At 49.1% G+C, this 17,389-nt stretch carries 10 protein-coding genes; 8 read left to right on the forward strand and 2 right to left on the reverse strand.

All coding sequences use genetic code 11. The features are described 5' to 3' along the window. The first annotated feature begins 219 nt into the window (after positions 1-219). The gene (locus tag ACOJS8_RS10320) at positions 220-570 is read left to right on the forward strand and encodes a hypothetical protein (protein ID WP_420148462.1); all 351 of its coding nucleotides are present in this window, start codon (positions 220-222) and stop codon (positions 568-570) included. A 219-nt stretch (positions 571-789) separates the two neighbouring features. Continuing rightward, entirely contained in the window at positions 790-3,978 is a 3,189-nt protein-coding gene (locus tag ACOJS8_RS10325; RefSeq protein WP_420148463.1) for an efflux RND transporter permease subunit, read from the forward strand. A gap of 62 nt (positions 3,979-4,040) precedes the next feature. Here the strand turns inward: ACOJS8_RS10325 and dnaA are convergent, their stop codons facing one another. Next, positions 4,041-5,450 carry a chromosomal replication initiator protein DnaA gene (dnaA, locus tag ACOJS8_RS10330; protein ID WP_420148471.1) on the reverse strand — a complete coding sequence of 470 codons (1,410 nt, stop codon included), beginning with the start codon at positions 5,448-5,450 and terminating at the stop codon, positions 4,041-4,043. A 322-nt stretch (positions 5,451-5,772) separates the two neighbouring features. Here dnaA and ACOJS8_RS10335 point away from each other — a divergent pair, with 322 nt between their 5' ends. The 5 genes from ACOJS8_RS10335 (at position 5,773) to ACOJS8_RS10355 (ending at position 14,871) form a co-directional block, all read left to right on the forward strand. Continuing rightward, positions 5,773-7,110: a methylmalonyl-CoA mutase family protein gene (locus tag ACOJS8_RS10335; RefSeq protein ID WP_420148464.1), complete on the forward strand. Its 1,338-nt coding sequence runs from the start codon at positions 5,773-5,775 to the stop codon at positions 7,108-7,110. A gap of 12 nt (positions 7,111-7,122) precedes the next feature. After that, positions 7,123-9,273 carry a methylmalonyl-CoA mutase gene (scpA, locus tag ACOJS8_RS10340; RefSeq protein WP_420148465.1) on the forward strand — a complete coding sequence of 717 codons (2,151 nt, stop codon included), beginning with the start codon at positions 7,123-7,125 and terminating at the stop codon, positions 9,271-9,273. A gap of 84 nt (positions 9,274-9,357) precedes the next feature. Beyond that, a complete protein-coding gene (locus tag ACOJS8_RS10345) occupies positions 9,358-11,583 on the forward strand; it encodes a S41 family peptidase (protein ID WP_420148466.1) in 2,226 nt (741 codons plus the stop codon). A 242-nt stretch (positions 11,584-11,825) separates the two neighbouring features. Then, positions 11,826-14,282, forward strand: coding sequence for a TonB-dependent receptor (locus ACOJS8_RS10350; RefSeq protein ID WP_420148467.1), 2,457 nt, complete (start codon positions 11,826-11,828; stop codon positions 14,280-14,282). A gap of 31 nt (positions 14,283-14,313) precedes the next feature. Beyond that, entirely contained in the window at positions 14,314-14,871 is a 558-nt protein-coding gene (locus tag ACOJS8_RS10355) for a hypothetical protein (protein WP_420148468.1), read from the forward strand. A gap of 65 nt (positions 14,872-14,936) precedes the next feature. On the opposite strand, the gene ACOJS8_RS10360 is transcribed toward ACOJS8_RS10355, so the two are convergent. Further along, positions 14,937-16,277: a sensor histidine kinase gene (locus tag ACOJS8_RS10360; protein ID WP_420148469.1), complete on the reverse strand. Its 1,341-nt coding sequence runs from the start codon at positions 16,275-16,277 to the stop codon at positions 14,937-14,939. A gap of 221 nt (positions 16,278-16,498) precedes the next feature. Here ACOJS8_RS10360 and ACOJS8_RS10365 point away from each other — a divergent pair. Then, on the forward strand, positions 16,499-17,389 hold an 891-nt coding region (locus ACOJS8_RS10365; RefSeq protein ID WP_420148470.1), incomplete at its 3' end, for a sugar phosphate isomerase/epimerase family protein.

The following is a 17,389-nucleotide window of genomic DNA, read 5'->3' on the forward strand; positions in this document are numbered from 1 at the left end:
GACGTAATAAGATACGTAGTGCTATCTCCAAAGGAGGTATAGTTTGTAAAATATCAATAATAAATAAAACGAAACAACCGATCTGGTCATTAATCCGTTAAGGAGAAAGAAGCTTCCCTCAATACAGGCTATATTTGTCTATGTGCCCGTAACTCAATGATGCTGACAAAGAACAAACGGAGACATAGCTCGCTCTTACACCGACTGATTTGCTTCATAATGGGGTTGCATGTTATCAACCTTAGTATCGATGCACCGGATCAGTACGGGCCTCTCCAGCTCATTAGTAATCAGTCGGAAAACCTGGCGATCAACGACATTGAAAGTTTTACGGAGCTCTTTCTGGAGCAGGGCCTTGGTATTGAAAACGCCATTCCTGAGCACGACGAACCCGACGAAGAATCGAATCTGATCAAGCTTAAACAGGATTACGTTTTCACTCATTTTTTCGTTTTTGCCCCCCTTCTGCCAGTTATTCATTTCACGGTCCCCAAGTTTATTCCTGCCAAATTCGTCCGTATTCTTTCGCTGGTAGCAGACGTTATCTCTCCACCTCCTCAGATAGCCTAACAGCCCATAAAGTGATGTTCAGAACCGGCTAACCGATACGTATCGGTTGATCCGGTCGTTTCTGCTTATCCATTATCGAACAGGCATGTCCATGGTTTTAGCACGACTTGCACTGATTTCCTGCACGCTAATCACCCAGTTGGCTAACTCTTTCTTTGGACGAAACAAGCCGGGCCGGGTGACTTCTCAGATTTCCAAAACACGGATTATACTATTTCCATGATTAGTCTATTTATAAAGCGGCCGTTGCTGTCGGCGGTTATTTCTATACTCATTACGTTACTCGGGATACTGGCGTTAACGAGTTTGCCCGTTACGCAGTTTCCTGATATTGTGCCCCCTTCCGTTACGGTAACCGCTACGTACATCGGTGCCAACGCCGAAGTCTGTACCAAGGCAGTAGCCACTCCGCTGGAACGGGCTATCAACGGTGTACCGGGCATGACCTATATGAACACGGTGTCGAGTAATGACGGTACTACGTTAATTCAGGTGTTTTTTAAAGTCGGCACCGATCCTGATATGGCTGCGATGAACGTTCAGAACCGCGTTACGTCGGTGCTGGACGAATTGCCCGCAGAGGTCATCAAAGCTGGTGTAATCACCGAAAAGGAAGTAAACAGCATGCTCCTCTATCTGAATCTGGTCAGTACCGATTCCACGATGGATGAGAAGTTTATCTACAACTTTGCGGACATCAATATTCTGGCCGAACTCAAGCGGATCGACGGAGTTGGCTTTGCCGATATTATGGGCGCCCGGGAGTACTCAATGCGCGTCTGGCTCAAGCCCGATCGCATGACAGCCTATAGCATCTCTGCCGAAGAGATTGTCCAGGCTATTCAGCAGCAGAATGTTGAAGCCGCTCCGGGAAAAGCCGGTGAAAGCGCCGACAAAAACCCGCAGGTGCTTCAGTACGTCATGCGATACACCGGAAAATTCAATAAGCCGCAACAGTATGAAAACCTTATTCTGCGTGCCAATCACGATGGGTCGATCTTACGATTGAAAGATGTGGCCGACGTCGAATTTGGCTCGGCCGACTATAGCGTTACGTCCAAAACCGACGGTCGGCCTGGTGCGTCAATCATGCTTAAGCAACGGCCCGGTTCAAACGCCCGTGATATCATCAACAATGTCAAGAAGCGAATGGCCGAAATCAAAGCGACATCGTTTCCGCCGGGCATGACCTATAACTTTGCCTATGACGTGTCGCGGTTTCTGGATGCGTCGATTCACGAGGTAGTCCGAACGCTTATTGAGGCCTTTGTGCTTGTCTTTCTGGTGGTATTTCTGTTTTTACAGGACTGGCGCTCAACACTGATTTGTGCGCTTGTCGTTCCGGTAGCGCTCATTGGTACGTTCGCCTTTATGAGTCTGATTGGTTTTTCGATCAATCTGCTGACGCTGTTTGCCTTAGTGCTGGCAATCGGTATTGTTGTGGACGACGGAATCGTTGTAGTTGAAGCGGTTCACGCCAAAATGGAAGAAGACCACCTGCCGCCCGGTCTGGCAACAGTGGTAGCTATGAAAGAAATCAGCAGCGCGCTGATTGCCATTACGTTGGTCATGTCAGCCGTTTTTGTACCCGTAGCGTTTTTATCGGGACCGGTGGGTATATTCTACCGGCAATTTTCTCTGACGCTGGCCGTAGCCATCCTGATTTCGGGCGTTAATGCGCTAACCCTTACCCCCGCCCTTTGCGCATTACTGCTACGTCCTCACCACGACGCTAAACCAACGGGCTTGCTCGGTAAGTTTTTCGATCGCTTCAACCACGCTTTTGATGCACTGACTGGCCGCTACCAGCGCACCTTAAGACGAATAGCACCACGTAGTGTTGTTACGATTGTTATGCTGGTAGCTTTTTCTGCCGGTATCTGGGGAGTCAACTCCATCCTGCCAACTGGGTTTATTCCCACTGAAGACCAGGGCATGATCTATGCCAACGTAACAACACCAGCGGGGGCCACTGTGCAACGTACTGAAGATGCCCTCGATAAGATTCAGCAAGCGGCTGCGGGCATTGAGTCGGTTGAGAACGTATCGACGTTGTCGGGTTTTAGTCTGATGACCGATGGGGCGGGCGCATCTTACGGTATGGGTATGATTAACCTGAAAGACTGGAAAGACCGAAAGCAATCGGTAGATGACGTCATTGCGATCCTGGAAGCAAAAACACAGCATATTCAGGACGCGAGTATCCAGTATTTTTCGCCCCCCACCGTACCCGGCTTCGGCAATTCCAGCGGATTCGAATTACGAATGCTGGATCGGACGGGTTCCGGCGATCTACAGAAGACAAAGCAAGTAGCCGACAAGTTTATTGCTGCCCTGAAAAAACGACCCGAAATCGGCGATGCATTTACAAGTTTCAACCCGGATTATCCGCAGTACATGCTGCATGTCGATCAGGAAAAGGCCGCTCAGAAAGGAGTTTCCATCGAAAATGCGATGAATACTTTACAGACACTGATGGGTAGTTTATACGCCACGAACTTTATCCGGTTCGGACAGATGTACCGCGTTTTTGTGCAGGCTGCGCCTGAATATCGGTCAAAACCAGAGGACGTGTTAAATCTGTATGTCAAAAACAATCAGGGCGAAATGGTGCCATACTCCAATTTTGTTCGTCTGGAGCGTGTCTATGGTCCTGAGCAGCTGACTCGTTACAATATGTATACCTCTGCGCTTATCAACGGCGAAGCCGGTAAAGGGTACAGCAGTGGTGACGCACTCCGCACAGTAGAGCAAGTGGCCAAAGAAGTCCTGCCGAGAGGCTACTCGTTCGAATGGTCGGGCATGTCGCGGGAGGAAGTCCTATCGGGCGATCAGGCCATCTACATCTTTTTGATCTGTCTGGTGTTTGTGTACCTGCTGCTGACAGCTCAGTACGAAAGTCTATTCCTGCCTTTGCCGGTTCTGCTTTCTCTTCCGGCAGGTATATTTGGCTCACTTCTTTTCCTGCAACTAACCGGCTTACAGAATAATATTTACGCGCAGGTTGCGCTGGTTATGCTGATAGGCTTATTAGGGAAAAACGCCATTCTTATTGTAGAATTTGCCAGCCAACGGCAGCAGGAAGGTTTATCTATCGTAAAAGCGGCCATTGAAGGAGCCGTGACGCGGCTACGGCCTATTTTAATGACTTCACTGGCGTTTGTTGCCGGGTTGATTCCGCTTTGTATCGCTTCTGGCGCTGGAGCGCTGGGCAATCGCTCTATCGGTACGGCAGCAGCTGGCGGCATGTTGATCGGTACTGTATTCGGTTTATTCCTTGTGCCGGGGCTGTATATTCTATTCGCCAAACTAGCCGAATTATTTCCGTCTAGAAAAATAAAACTGGACGATGATCTGATTATAAATGCACTGGCAAAACGAGCCAGAACCAACCAGGCAAACAATTGATTCATAGTTGTAGTAACGCGGGCTTCTATCCGCGTTATTACAACCTATACTAACCAGGAGCCTTATTTAAACTGCGCTTTTAGCTTCTCGACCATATCGCGGGTTTCGGTGCTCTTGGCCACACGATCACTGATGGTTTGTACAGCATGAATCACCGTACTGTGGTCACGTCCACCAAAATGATACCCAATTGATTTGAGCGACAGATCGGTTTTTTCTTTGGCCAGATACATCGCCACCTGACGCGGATAGACTAATTCCTGCTTACGACTTTTCGCTTTCAGATCGGCAATCGTTACGTTAAAAAAGTTGGCGACGGCCTCCTGTACCGTATCAATTGTGACTTCACGATCCGAATCAACGACAATGTTACGTAGCGTTTGCTTAGCCAGTTCAAGATCAATTTCCCGTCGGTTCAGCGATGCCTGCGCAATCAGCGACACAATGACGCCCTCCAGTTCACGAACGTTTGTATTGACGCTATGCGCCAGGTATTCAATTACGTTATTGTCGATGTAAATACCTTCGGCCTGAAGCTTTTTCTGGATAATCGCAATCCGGGTTTCCAGATCAGGTGTTTGTAAATCCGCTGATAAGCCCCATTTGAACCGTGACAGTAGCCGGTCTTCCAGCCCGTCCAAAGCCCGTGGCGCCCGGTCGGATGTCATAATAATCTGCTTACCTGACTGATGCAGATGGTTGAAAATGTGAAAGAAAATTTCCTGCGTTTTTTCTTTCTTCTGCAAAAACTGCACATCGTCAATTACCAGTACGTCCACCTGCATATAGAAGGCCGTGAAATCGCGGATACCATCCGTCCGTACGGCATTCAGAAACTGGTTTGTAAACTTTTCCGACGTAACGTACAGTACAAATTTATTCTGATTCTTATTCTTGATGAAGTTGCCTATTGCCTGAACCAGATGCGTTTTCCCTAAGCCAACACCCCCATAAATCATCAGCGGATTGAACGACGTAACGCCCGGCCGCTCCGCCACCGCAAACCCAGCCGACCGCGCCAGTCGGTTACAATCGCCTTCTACATAATTATCGAACGTGTAACTCGGATTCAGGTAGGAATCAAGCGTCAGGGAATCCAGATCTTTAAGCTGGAAAGGGCTTTTCAGAATATCCGGATTAACATTGTCGGGCTTAGCTGTTTGCGGTGTTTTTGTGGTTGGTACGTTAACCGTCAGGGGGCGATTCTGCGCGTTGCCTTTGTCGACAATGATCGAGTATTCCAGTTGCCCCTGCGGTCCGATAGCTGTATCGAGCGCTTTCCGCAGCGCGTGTACGAAGTTCTCCTCAAGCCATTCATAAAAGAATTCGCTCGGAACCTGAATGGTCAGAACGTGCCCATTGAGCCGTAGAGGAACAATCGGTTCAAACCACGTATTGAAACTTTGTTCGGGCACAATCTCCCGAATAACGTTCAGACAGCGATTCCACACCGTCGTTACTTCACGCTGCATGCCTGTCTGAGTAGTTACGTTCACGGGAGGGATACATTTTATTACGGTTTGGGGTCGCAAAAAAGGGAGACAAATGTAGGCAATTTTATGACCCGGCTGAGCAAATCCGGTCACGTTTTTTTCGACCGATTTTACCAGTCGGACGTATTACCTTTCTGAATCGTTAGGCTAAAAATATCGCGATTCCGGGGCAACATCAAGCCCTTAGCTAAATCCCTTTGAATAATCCAAAGAGGTCGTCCTGCCAGCGATTGCAAATGGCCGATAAGCCCGAAAAGAGAAAAAGAATTACTTTTACTATTGCGTTTTTATGACCTTTCCGATGGAGCCACTTTTCGCTAATACGTTTCCTTCCGCTAATAAAGCTGCCTGGATGACTCAGGTTCAGAAGGAATTAAAAAATGAATCAACTTATGAAAGTCTCCAGTGGCAAACGGACGAAGGCATTGTAACCGAACCCTATTATACAGCCGCTGAACTGAGCGATTTGCCGCTTGACACCATTCAGAAGGCTCAAAAAACGGTTCCTGGATGGCTCAATGCGCCTGAATACCAAGTCACCGACGAAAAGTCTACGAACGTCCAAATCAAAGAAGCACGCTCGCAAGGAGCCGACGCCATCGTTCTTGACTTGCCAGCTGCCAACACGAACGTAGCGCAATTGCTGAATGGGATCAAGCTCAGCGAAACTCCTGTTTTTTTTCGCGCTGCTGCCTCCACCGGCGATCCTGTTACGTTCATAAAGACTCTACAAAACATTGCGCCTTACCAGCTTAAAGGGGGTTTGCTGATGGATAGTACCGACGCCATCGCCGAAATTACCCGATTAACAGCGGACTCACCCCAGTTTCGAACGGTATGCACTACCAGTCACGTTTTTCATAACGCTGGTGCTACGGCTGCACAGGAATTAGCGTTTACGATGGCAGCACTAGCTGATACCTACAATGATCTAATAGAGCGCGGATTATCACCTGAACAGCTTATTCAGAAAACAATTTTATCCGTTTCTGTTGGAACAAGTTACTTCCTGGAAATCGCGAAACTTCGCGCACTACGTGTTTTGCTGAACCGGTTTCTGAGTGCGTATGATCCCGATCTGCCCCCCGCCCCCTGCCCCGTGCTTGTTCACTGTCAGACCTCTACGTTCTATGATGCAGCCGTTACGCCCTACACAAATCTGCTGAGGGCAACTACTGAAGCAATGGCGGCTGTTATCGGCGGATGCGACGTACTAACGGTTCATCCTTATAATACGATTCTGAACACAACGGTGGAGTCCGGCGATCATGTCTTTGCAGAACGTATTGCCCGGAACGTATCGATCCTGCTGAAAGACGAAAGCCATCTGGATAAAGTAGCCGATCCGGCAGCAGGTTCGTATTACGTCGAAAATCTGACGCATCAGTTGACAGAAGCAGCATGGCTCCTGTTTACGAAAGTGAAGGAAGACGGTGGATATAGGAAAGTCCTGCTGTCGGGGTTTATACAGCATGAAATTGAGCAGTCGTATCAGGCCAGGCTTGAAGCCATTCGCACCGGAAAAGTGCTGGTGGGCGTAACGAAATTTCGGTCGGATGAAACAACCGCCGAGAAAAAGACGCTTTCACCCGAAAATAGTTTATTTCCACGTCACCGTCTGGCAGAAAATTTTGAGTAAATTCCAGTATCGATGAAACCTGACTCTACCAACCCGGCTGGGCAAAATATTGACCAACAAACTCTCCGCGCTACGTCCTTTACTACGGCCGAAGGAATAAAGCTTAAGCCACGCTTTACGGCACCCGACGTAGCGAATGCCGATCATCTGGACTATGCAGCCGGGATTCCTCCCTTTTTACGTGGTCCGTATGCCAGTATGTACGTCCGCCAGCCGTGGACGATACGTCAGTATGCGGGTTTCTCTACCGCCGAAGAATCGAATGCATTTTACAGGCGTAATCTGGCTGCTGGTCAGAAAGGATTATCGGTTGCGTTCGATCTGGCCACGCACCGCGGTTATGATTCCGACCATCCACGGGTTGTTGGCGACGTAGGAAAAGCGGGGGTAGCCATCGATTCGGTTGAGGACATGAAAATCCTGTTTGACCAGATTCCGCTCGATCAGATGTCGGTGTCAATGACCATGAACGGAGCCGTGTTGCCGATCATGGCCTTTTTCATTGTAGCCGCCGAAGAACAGGGAGTACCTCCCGAAAAGCTGTCGGGCACAATCCAGAACGATATTCTGAAGGAGTTCATGGTACGTAATACGTACATCTACCCGCCTGAACCGTCCATGCGTATCGTGGGTGATATTTTCGCGTATACGAGTCAGCACATGCCTAAATTTAACTCCATCAGTATCAGCGGTTATCATATGCACGAAGCGGGCGCACCAGCGCAGCTAGAACTGGCATATACGCTGGCAGATGGGCTTGAGTATATTCGTACGGGACTGCGGGCAGGCATGAGTATAGACGATTTTGCGCCCAGACTGTCGTTTTTCTGGGGAATTGGCATGAATCATTTTATGGAAATTGCCAAGCTCCGGGCTGGTCGGTTGCTGTGGGCTAAAATTGTCAAACAGTTTGACCCGAAAAACCCGAAATCGCTGGCGCTACGTACCCACTGCCAGACTTCAGGATACAGTTTAACCGAGCAGGACCCGTTTAACAACGTAGCACGAACGACCATTGAAGCCTTAGCGGCTGTTCTGGGCGGCACACAAAGTTTACATACTAATTCACTCGACGAAGCAATTGCTCTCCCAACCGACTTCTCGGCCCGAATCGCCCGGAATACGCAGCTTTATCTTCAGCACGAAACCGACGTAACACGCGCCGTCGATCCGTGGGGCGGCTCCTACTACGTTGAGTTTCTGACAAAAGAGCTCGCCGAAAAAGCCTGGACGCTGATCGAAGAAGTGGAAAAATTGGGCGGTATGACAAAGGCCATAGAAACGGGTTTACCCAAACTGCGCATTGAAGAAGCCGCGGCTCGTAAACAGGCACGTATCGACGCAGGGAAAGACGTGATTGTGGGCGTGAATCGCTATAAACCCGCATCTGAAACCGAAATCGAGTTGCTTGCCATTGATAATCAGGCCGTACGGGAAACGCAGATTAAGCGACTGGAACGTATCAAAGCTGAACGTAATAATGAAAAGGTTGAGCAGGCCCTGAGGGCGATTACAGAAGCCGCCAAACAACCCTCTGCCATAAACCCTCTTGCCCCTGCCTCTAACCTCCTCGCGCTTGCCGTTGAAGCAGCTCGGCACCGCGCTACGTTAGGTGAAATCTCCGACGCTATGGAAAAAGCTTTTGGCCGACACAAGGCCACCATTCGAGCCGTTTCGGGCATTTATTCGTCGGAAGTATCGGACGATGAGAATTTCCGGCTCGCCCGCGAATTGAGCGATCGATTTGCCGAACTCGACGGTCGGCGTCCGCGCATTCTGGTAGCCAAAATGGGGCAGGATGGTCATGATCGGGGTGCTAAAGTTATAGCGACCAGCTTTGCTGATCTGGGCTTCGATGTGGACATGGGACCGCTATTTCAGACGCCCGCTGAAGTAGCCAGACAAGCGGCTGAAAACGACGTACATATTGTTGGAATTTCGAGTCTGGCTGCGGGACATAAAACGCTGGTGCCGCAACTCATTGAGGAGCTGAAGAAAATCGGTCGCGATGATATTATGGTTATTGTGGGGGGAGTAATTCCGGCTCAGGATTATCAGTTTCTCTACGACGCGGGCGTGAAAGGCGTATTTGGGCCAGGAACCATCATTTCTATAGCCGCCCAGAAGATTTTGAACGAGTTGATTGGGACATCAACAGAGTAGGAATCACGTTAAAAATTCCTAATTCCTTCGTAGCGCAAGTGGGGTTCCATACCTTCGCTACGTCTCTCCTGAACCTTACTCACCATGAAGTTCCTCCTACTCATTTGCCTTTTCCCAGCCTTTCTGTACGCCCAAACGCCAAACCTTGATTTCGAACAACGTAGCCTTGACAATAGCCCCAAAGGCTGGACTCGCTTTGGCAATAATTACCTTTTTTCGCTTGATTCAACGAATCGGCACACCGGCCGGTACGCACTCCGTATTGCCTATATTAACGACAAGGGATTCAGCGCGGCAGACTGGCGCATACCTGCTACGTTTGCCGGCAAGAAACTGACACTGAAAGGGTTCGTCAAAACAGAGAATACCGGCCTCGATGCCGATACGTACGCTGGTCTGTGGATGCGGATCGACGATCAATCGGGGAATGCAATTGGATTCGATAACATGCAAAGCCGGGGCATCAAAGGAACGAACGACTGGAACGAATATTCCATCACACTAGCCCTGCCCGACGAGGCCGCCAGTATTCATATAGGTGGTTTGCTCATTGGCAAAGGCACTGCCTGGTTCGATGATTTCAGCCTCTCTGTCGATGGAATTCCTTTCAACAAAGCTCCTGCCAAAATTGTAAAACTGGCGAAGGCTCAAACAGATACAACGTTTAATAAAGGATCCGACATTGAACTGGGTAAACTGACGAATGAGCAAATTGACAACCTCACGGTGCTGGGCAAGGTCTGGGGTTTTGTAAAATATTACCACCCGGCCGTAACTCAGGGCAATCATAATATGGACGCCGAGTTGTTTCGGGTAATGCCTGCCGTGCTCAATGCTACGTCAGTAAAGCAACGTAGCGATGCATTGCTCAACTGGCTCAATACGTTCGGGCCGGTCAGAGAGGACGAAGTATCGCAGAAAGATATTGATAAGGGCGTTCACAAACCTGATTTGAGCTGGCTCAGTGACACCAAACTACTGACGCCCGCTCTCCAAAGTCGACTCAGCACCATCCGGTTGACCAAACGTTCCGGCAAATCGTACTACGTAAGCATGGCTCCACAGGTTGGCAATCCGGTTTTTGAACATGAAAATCCGTATCGGCGTATGAAAAGTCCCGATGCAGGCTTCCGGCTCCTGTCGCTCTACCGATTCTGGAACGTCATTCAGTATTTTTTTCCGTACAAACACCTAATTGGCGAGGACTGGAATCAAGTCCTACCTGCGTTTATTCCGAAATTCGCGGTAGCGAATGACTCGTTAACGTATCGTCTGGCCGCGCTCGAACTCATTGGCCGCATTCACGATACGCACGCCAATCTGTGGGGCGATCCCATCGTTCGTACCAAATTTAAGGGAACGTATTACGCTCCTGTTCAGCTAAGGCATATTGAAAATCAATTTGTTGTCACGGGTTTTTACAATGATTCGCTGGGAAAACAGTCGGGATTGCGCCGGGGAGACGTAGTGAAAGCGATCGATGGTATTCCGACTGAAACGCTGGTCAGGCAGCGAACGCCGTACTACCCAGCCTCAAATGAACCAACCCGATTACGCGACATGTGCCGCGAATTGCTGATGGGTCATGCGCGCACCGCTACGCTTGACATTGACCGCGCCGGAAAACCCCTATCGATTGTTCTCGAGCGGTATCAGGCCGGGCAGGCAAAATTCAACGAAGGGATCGACTACAGCAGCTATCCGAAAGACAGTTGCTACCAACTTCTTCATCCCGACATTGGCTATCTGTTTCTGGGCAATATCAAAGCCAGTAAGCTTCCTCAGATTATGGATCTGTTCAAAAATACAAAAGGGCTGGTTATTGATTTACGCTGTTATCCCTCCGAATTTGTGGTGTTTTCGCTTGGAAAATACCTCACCCAACCAACTCCTTTTGTCAAATTTACGGGTGGTCATATCGAAACACCCGGCCTGTTTTCGTGGGGTCCCGAATTGAAGGTTGGCGAACGTAACGTAACGAATGCCTACAAAGGGAAAGTGATCATTCTGGTCAACGAGCTAACCCAAAGCAGTGCAGAGTATCATACAATGGCCTTCCGAACGGCACCCGGCGCGGTTGTTGTGGGCAGTACGACCGCGGCTGCCGACGGCAATATTTCTCCGTTTGAACTGCCCGGTGGTTTACGAACCATGATTAGCGGCATTGGTGTCAATTATCCTGATGGCCGGGAAACGCAACGTATCGGCGTGGGCGTCGATGTAGAGATGCATCCAACCCGTAAAGGGATTATGGATGAGCGCGACGAACTCCTCGACAAAGCCATTGACCTGATTCGGGAGGGTAAATAAAGGAATACCGTTTTTTAGGCAATACGTTCCTACGTCATACTGTCTGTTAAATCTGATTAGAACGCCCAATTAAGTAAGTCGAGAGTTCTGGCGATGATACGTTGATAACGAGTGATAAGAGACTGGAACAGTCATAAACTTGCAACATTATTGCAAAAAAAGATAGACTTTTTGCGATCGCTACGTTCATTTCCCTATTTTTGCAACATCGTTGCACGAAATAACTTTCGTGAACGATACGCATGGATAGAGAAAGAATGCAGGAGAGATTACTGAGCCGGAGACGAAAGTGGGAGCGATTCGGCTTTTGTATTAGCTTTTGCTTAGGGCTATTTTTTTACAGTCAGGCTTGGAGTCAGACGGCTGTCGTGTGCACGGATTCGCTGACGGGATTTATTTACGGGCAGGATAATCGCCAGCAGACGGCCAGGTTGCCACTACCAGGAGCCACCGTTTATGTCCGGGAAATTGCCAAAGGTGCAGTAGCGGACGCTAATGGCCATTTCAGCCTAACGGGTTTGTGCGCGGGTAAATACACGCTTGAATATCAGTTTATTGGCTACACTACGTTTGTTCGGACGGTACGTATTCCTACTTCCGATACGACAGCGGCCTCAGCGACGCTTTTAGCTGAAAACGTTACGTTAAACGAAGTGACCGTCACTGAGCACCGCTCTGAAGCGCAGCAACTGCTGCAAACCCAGGCCAGTTTGTCGGGTTCAGCGCTCGATCAGACACGTGGGCAATCGCTGGGCGAAAGCTTAAAAGCCTTGTCGGGATTGTATTCGATTCAGACGGGCCCCAGCATTTCCAAGCCGGTTATTCATGGGCTATATAGCAACCGCATCATCATTCTAAATAACGGTATCCGCCAGGAAGACCAGCAATGGGGAACGGAACACGCCCCACAGGTCGATCAGTTTTTGGCATCGCGACTTACCGTCATTAAAGGTGCGGCCAGTATTCGTTACGGTTCGGATGCGATCGGAGGTGTAATTTTGGTGGAACCCAAAGCGATGGTGGAGCAGCCTGGTATTCGGGGAGAAGTGAACGTAGTAGGCGCTACGAACGGGCGCATGGGCACAGCTTCGGGTATGCTGGAAGGTGCCTTTGGTAAAGCACTGCCGGGGCTTAGCTGGCGTATGCAGGGCACGATAAAGCGGTCGGGTTACGTTCAGACTCCGAATTATTTTCTGGAAAATACCAGCTATCACGAAAATAACTTTTCAGGCGATATTCATTACGATCATGGACCGTGGGGAGCGGAGGTGTTTTATAGCCGGTTCGATACAAAAATCGGGCTGTTTACCGGCGCTCAGGTTGGAAGCCTGGCCGATTTGTATGCGGCTATTAATCGATCGGAGCCACTCTCACAGCCCGGTTTTTCGTATGCGCTCAATCGTCCGTATCAGGATGTTCAGCACGATTTATTCAAAGCCCGGGCTTACCTGAGCACAAAGAAAGGCGGTACGCTGACGGCTACATTTGCCCGTCAGCAAAACACCCGCCGGGAGTACGACTACGTATCATTTAGTGGTGCGCTCAATCCAGAATTATACCTCAAACTGGTTACGCATACGCTTGATCTGGTGTGGGAACACAGCGCCGTTAAAAATAAACGAGGTGGTGTCTGGTCGGGCAGTGCGGGTTTCAATGGCATTACGCAGGGCAATGTGCGGCAATACCTGTTTCTGATTCCGAACTTCCGCAACTACGGCGCAGGTTTGTTCGCCATTGAACGGTACGCGGTTAATCGCTGGACGCTGGAAGCAGGCCTGCGTTACGACTACCGATGGTTGCGGGCTTATTTCCTGAATGAAACGACCAAACAGACGTATTACACGACGCACAACTGGCAGAACGTCAATGGTTCGCTGGGAGCAGCTTATCAGTTACGTCCAAATCTGACGCTGACAGCAAACCTCAGCACTGCCTGGCGCGCTCCGAACGTAGCAGATCTGTACTCCAACGGTCTGCATCAAAGCGCAGTCGCTTACGAAATTGGCAACCCGAATCTCCAGCCCGAACAGGCGTATAACGGTAACCTGGTGCTGGCTTACTCAGGAAAACGGCTGAGCGGAGAAATTGGTGTGTATAACAACCTCATTCACAATTACATTTATCTCAGGCCAGATTCCGTACCCATCATTCGTCAGCGGGGCGCGTTTCCAGCTTACACCTACACACAGGTGCAGGCTACCTTCCGCGGAATCGACGCTACGTTAACCTACAAATTTACCGATCAGCTCACGCTAACGACCAAAAACTCGTTGCTGTTCGCCTATAACCAAACTGACCGCGATTACTTGGTTTTCATTCCGCCCAATCGTTCTGATAATACACTACGTTACGAGTGGTCAAAATGGGGCCGATTAACCAATGTATATGTTTCAGTAAGCGGCTTATACGTAGCGCGTCAAAACCGCGCTCCCAACGTAACGAGTCGACAGGAAAACGGAAATGTCATTTTTACGGGCGACTTTGCCTCGCCCCCACCGGCTTATTTTCTGCTGGGCGCCGAGCTAGGCTTTACAACTCCGGTCGGTGGTCAGTCGATGAGTGTCATTTTAAGCGGCAGCAACCTGGCGAATGTAGCGTATCGGGACTATCTGAATCGGTTCCGCTATTTCGCCGACGAGCCGGGGCGCAACATCAGCCTGAAAGTTCGCTTGCCGTTCTCTGTTCTTACTCATAGTTAATTTTTTGTTTCACCTCTTAACAACCTGCGTTATGCAATCAGTAAGAAAATCCCTGTGGATCGTTTTGGCCGTTTCTTTCCTGGCCGGTGCCTGTACTAACGAAGAACAAAATGTGGCCCCAACCGACGACAACGAAGCCCTGACAACAGCTACGTTATCGCTCACTAATACGGCGAATGCACAGGACGTAGTGACGGCAACAATTGAAAACCTGAATACAACGCCCGATGTCAGCAAAGCAACACTGAATCTGAAAGCCAACGCTACGTACTCGGGCGCGATTCAGTTGTACGACAAAACCCAGACACCTACGCTGAATGCTACTGAAGAAATTCGGGAGAAAGCCAACGAACACCTGTTTGTTTACACGCCTTCGACAAGCAGTCTTTTGACCATGACGATTACAGATAAAGATACCAATCCGGCCCCAGGCCCTTATCCAATAGGCCTAACGTTTTCGTTGAAAGCAGGGCCAGCCGCCACGGGCAGTCTGAAAGTGCAGCTACGTCATCAGCCGAACGCCAAAAACGGAACCACTACGCCCGGAACGGATGATTTAAACGTGGATTTTCCCGTAGTTATTCTGTAAGATTTAGTGATGGTAGTGGTTTCAGGGTTTAGAAACTGAAACCACTACCCTCCTCATCGATAAAATTAATCCAGTTTGACCGGTTTTGGTTTCGGCATCATCAGTTGTAACGTAACACGAAACCAGCCTTCCTGCTCTTCGATAAGGGGGGACGCCTGATTCAGAAGCCGGTATTTGACGGCAATATTCGACAAACCTACCCCATTCGACTCGACGCTTATTTTCTTACGCTGAAGCGTATTTTCAATGATAAGCTGTTTGTACTGCGTTGTCCGGATACGAATTGTTAAGGGCTGCTTGGGCAACACTACGTTATGCTTGACGGCATTTTCTACCAGCAACTGCAACGTAAGCGGAGGTAACAGCGCATCCTGATATTCATCGTCTACGTCGATATCCATTGCTATGTTGCGTCCAAAACGCGTTTTGAGTAGATGGAAATAAGAAAGGATAAACCGTAGCTCAACGTTTAAGGTAGTCAGTTCATGTTCGTTACTACGCAACAGATAGCGATACACGTTGGAAAGCTCATCAACAAATTCACCTGCCTGAGTTGGACTTTCATCAATTAACGACGATAGGGTATTCAGTCCATTAAACAGGAAATGCGGGTTAATCTGACTCTGCAAAGCCCGCATCTGCATATCTGTTTTTTCCTGCTGCATACGCTGCAAGGCCAGATCGGCTTCCAGGTATTCGCGATGGCGTTGTTCCCGTTCGCGGTCCAGATCTTTTTCTACCACCGCTTTATTGACAGCTTCCCGCCAGTGCCGGTATGAAATTCCTAAAGCAAAAAAGATCAGATCCAGCACCACGCCAGTCTGTACGAACAAATCGGGATGCTCCCAGAACGGAAGTTTGATGCTCAGCTCTGGAGAATTTAACAGCAGAAGCGTAGTAATGGCATGATTGACTAGTAACGATGCTGTTCCGGCCACGAAAAAGCGCGCTACTACGTCTTTGGAGCGGTAGAACGTAACAACGATATACGCCCCTACGCCCATCAGCGCAAACCGCACAGGCTGAAGCAGGATCGTGTGCAGCTTGGTTTGCCAGAAATCAGTAAACAGATAGATGTACGTTTTTATGACGACGTACGCCACTAACATTCCCTGAACAATAACTACCCATCGCAGAAACTTGGGACGCTCCCGCAGGTTCAGGAAAATTTTGGCTAACTCCAGATAAAGTATATATCCCGAATACGAGAGGATAAGCTTCTCAAAGTTGGCAATATTGGCAGGCTGGTCAAAAAAATTGACCGTAAAGTAAACCGCCCAGGTTAAGGTGTATATGGAATAGATGCCGTAGATACGTTCCCGATACATAAACCATTGTACCGAATTCGCCAAAAGCATTGATAAAACCATGCCCAGAAAGAGCGGAGACCAGGCTTCGTATGTCATTAGTTAATCCCGATAGGATTGGAAGACAAACAAATATACAAAAAAGCGCAAATCCTTATTTTGCTTTCTTATTGATCGTAATTACAACCAAAAGATAACTGCTACGTACCGACAACGAAAGGCTGCTACACATAAGTAGAACCGCCGGAATTTGCCCTTATCTGGTCAGTTCTTTTGTTTCATCATCAGGTTTGCTTAACCTGACTAGCCCTCTTAATGGTATGCAGGAGACTGCAAACAGACGACAGTTTCTCAAAATGGCCGGTCTAACGACCCTGGCCATCACCGCTGGAGCGAACTCCTTACTAGCCGGCCTATCGAAAAAATCAGGTCTGAACATTGGCTACTCTTCCATTACGTGGGGAGGCAACGATGCACAGGCTATTGCGGATCTGGCTGCTCTTGGTTATCGGGGTATTCAATTACGGGCTAATACGTTCGGGCCCTACCGTGCGAAACCTTCTGAACTGAAAGCATTGCTCGATCAGCATAATCTGAAGCTGGTGATGTTTTCGAGCGGCAATGTCGAGATTGACCCCGCTAAGGAGCAGAGTACCATAGATATGCACGTAGCGCACGCCAGTTTTGTCAAAGCGCTGGGCGGTTCAGCCATTCAGCTAACCAACTCGGCCCGCCCAAAAGACCGGCTTCCCACAACTGAAGAGTTGAAGCGACTGGCAACCGTCATGAATGAGATCGGCAAGCAAACCGCCGATATGGGAATTCAGGCTTCTTACCACAACCACATGCACCAGCTGGGCGAAACACCCGAAGAAGTCGATGTGATTTTGCAGGCCATGAACCCCAAATACATGAAACTGGAGCTGGACATTGCTCATTACAAACAGGGAGGTGGCCAGCCCGAAAAAGCGGTGAAGCAGTACAAAGACATTCTGTATGCGCTCCACCTGAAAGACACCATGTCTCCTTTACCCGACAAACCCAACGACCCTAAAGCGTATAAATTTGTTGAACTTGGCCGGGGGAATGTCGATGTCCCGGCGGTAATCAAGGCATTAGATGATATTAACTTCAGCGGGTGGGGAATTATTGAGCTGGATGGCGTTCCGGAAAAAGATAAAACACCCGTCCAGTGCGCGCAGATCAACAAG

The sequence above is a fragment of the Spirosoma sp. genome (genome assembly GCF_048594605.1).
Lineage (GTDB): Bacteria > Bacteroidota > Bacteroidia > Cytophagales > Spirosomataceae > Spirosoma.

What these genes read in the sequence shown, in the direction of transcription:
- ACOJS8_RS10320 (WP_420148462.1), top strand. Translation starts at nt 220, where the DNA reads ATGGGGTTGCATGTTATCAACCTTAGTATCGATGCACCGGATCAGTAC.
- ACOJS8_RS10325 (WP_420148463.1), top strand. Translation starts at nt 790, where the DNA reads ATGATTAGTCTATTTATAAAGCGGCCGTTGCTGTCGGCGGTTATTTCT.
- dnaA (WP_420148471.1), bottom strand. Translation starts at nt 5,450, where the DNA reads ATGCAGCGTGAAGTAACGACGGTGTGGAATCGCTGTCTGAACGTTATT.
- ACOJS8_RS10335 (WP_420148464.1), top strand. Translation starts at nt 5,773, where the DNA reads ATGGAGCCACTTTTCGCTAATACGTTTCCTTCCGCTAATAAAGCTGCC.
- scpA (WP_420148465.1), top strand. Translation starts at nt 7,123, where the DNA reads ATGAAACCTGACTCTACCAACCCGGCTGGGCAAAATATTGACCAACAA.
- ACOJS8_RS10345 (WP_420148466.1), top strand. Translation starts at nt 9,358, where the DNA reads ATGAAGTTCCTCCTACTCATTTGCCTTTTCCCAGCCTTTCTGTACGCC.
- ACOJS8_RS10350 (WP_420148467.1), top strand. Translation starts at nt 11,826, where the DNA reads ATGGATAGAGAAAGAATGCAGGAGAGATTACTGAGCCGGAGACGAAAG.
- ACOJS8_RS10355 (WP_420148468.1), top strand. Translation starts at nt 14,314, where the DNA reads ATGCAATCAGTAAGAAAATCCCTGTGGATCGTTTTGGCCGTTTCTTTC.
- ACOJS8_RS10360 (WP_420148469.1), bottom strand. Translation starts at nt 16,277, where the DNA reads ATGACATACGAAGCCTGGTCTCCGCTCTTTCTGGGCATGGTTTTATCA.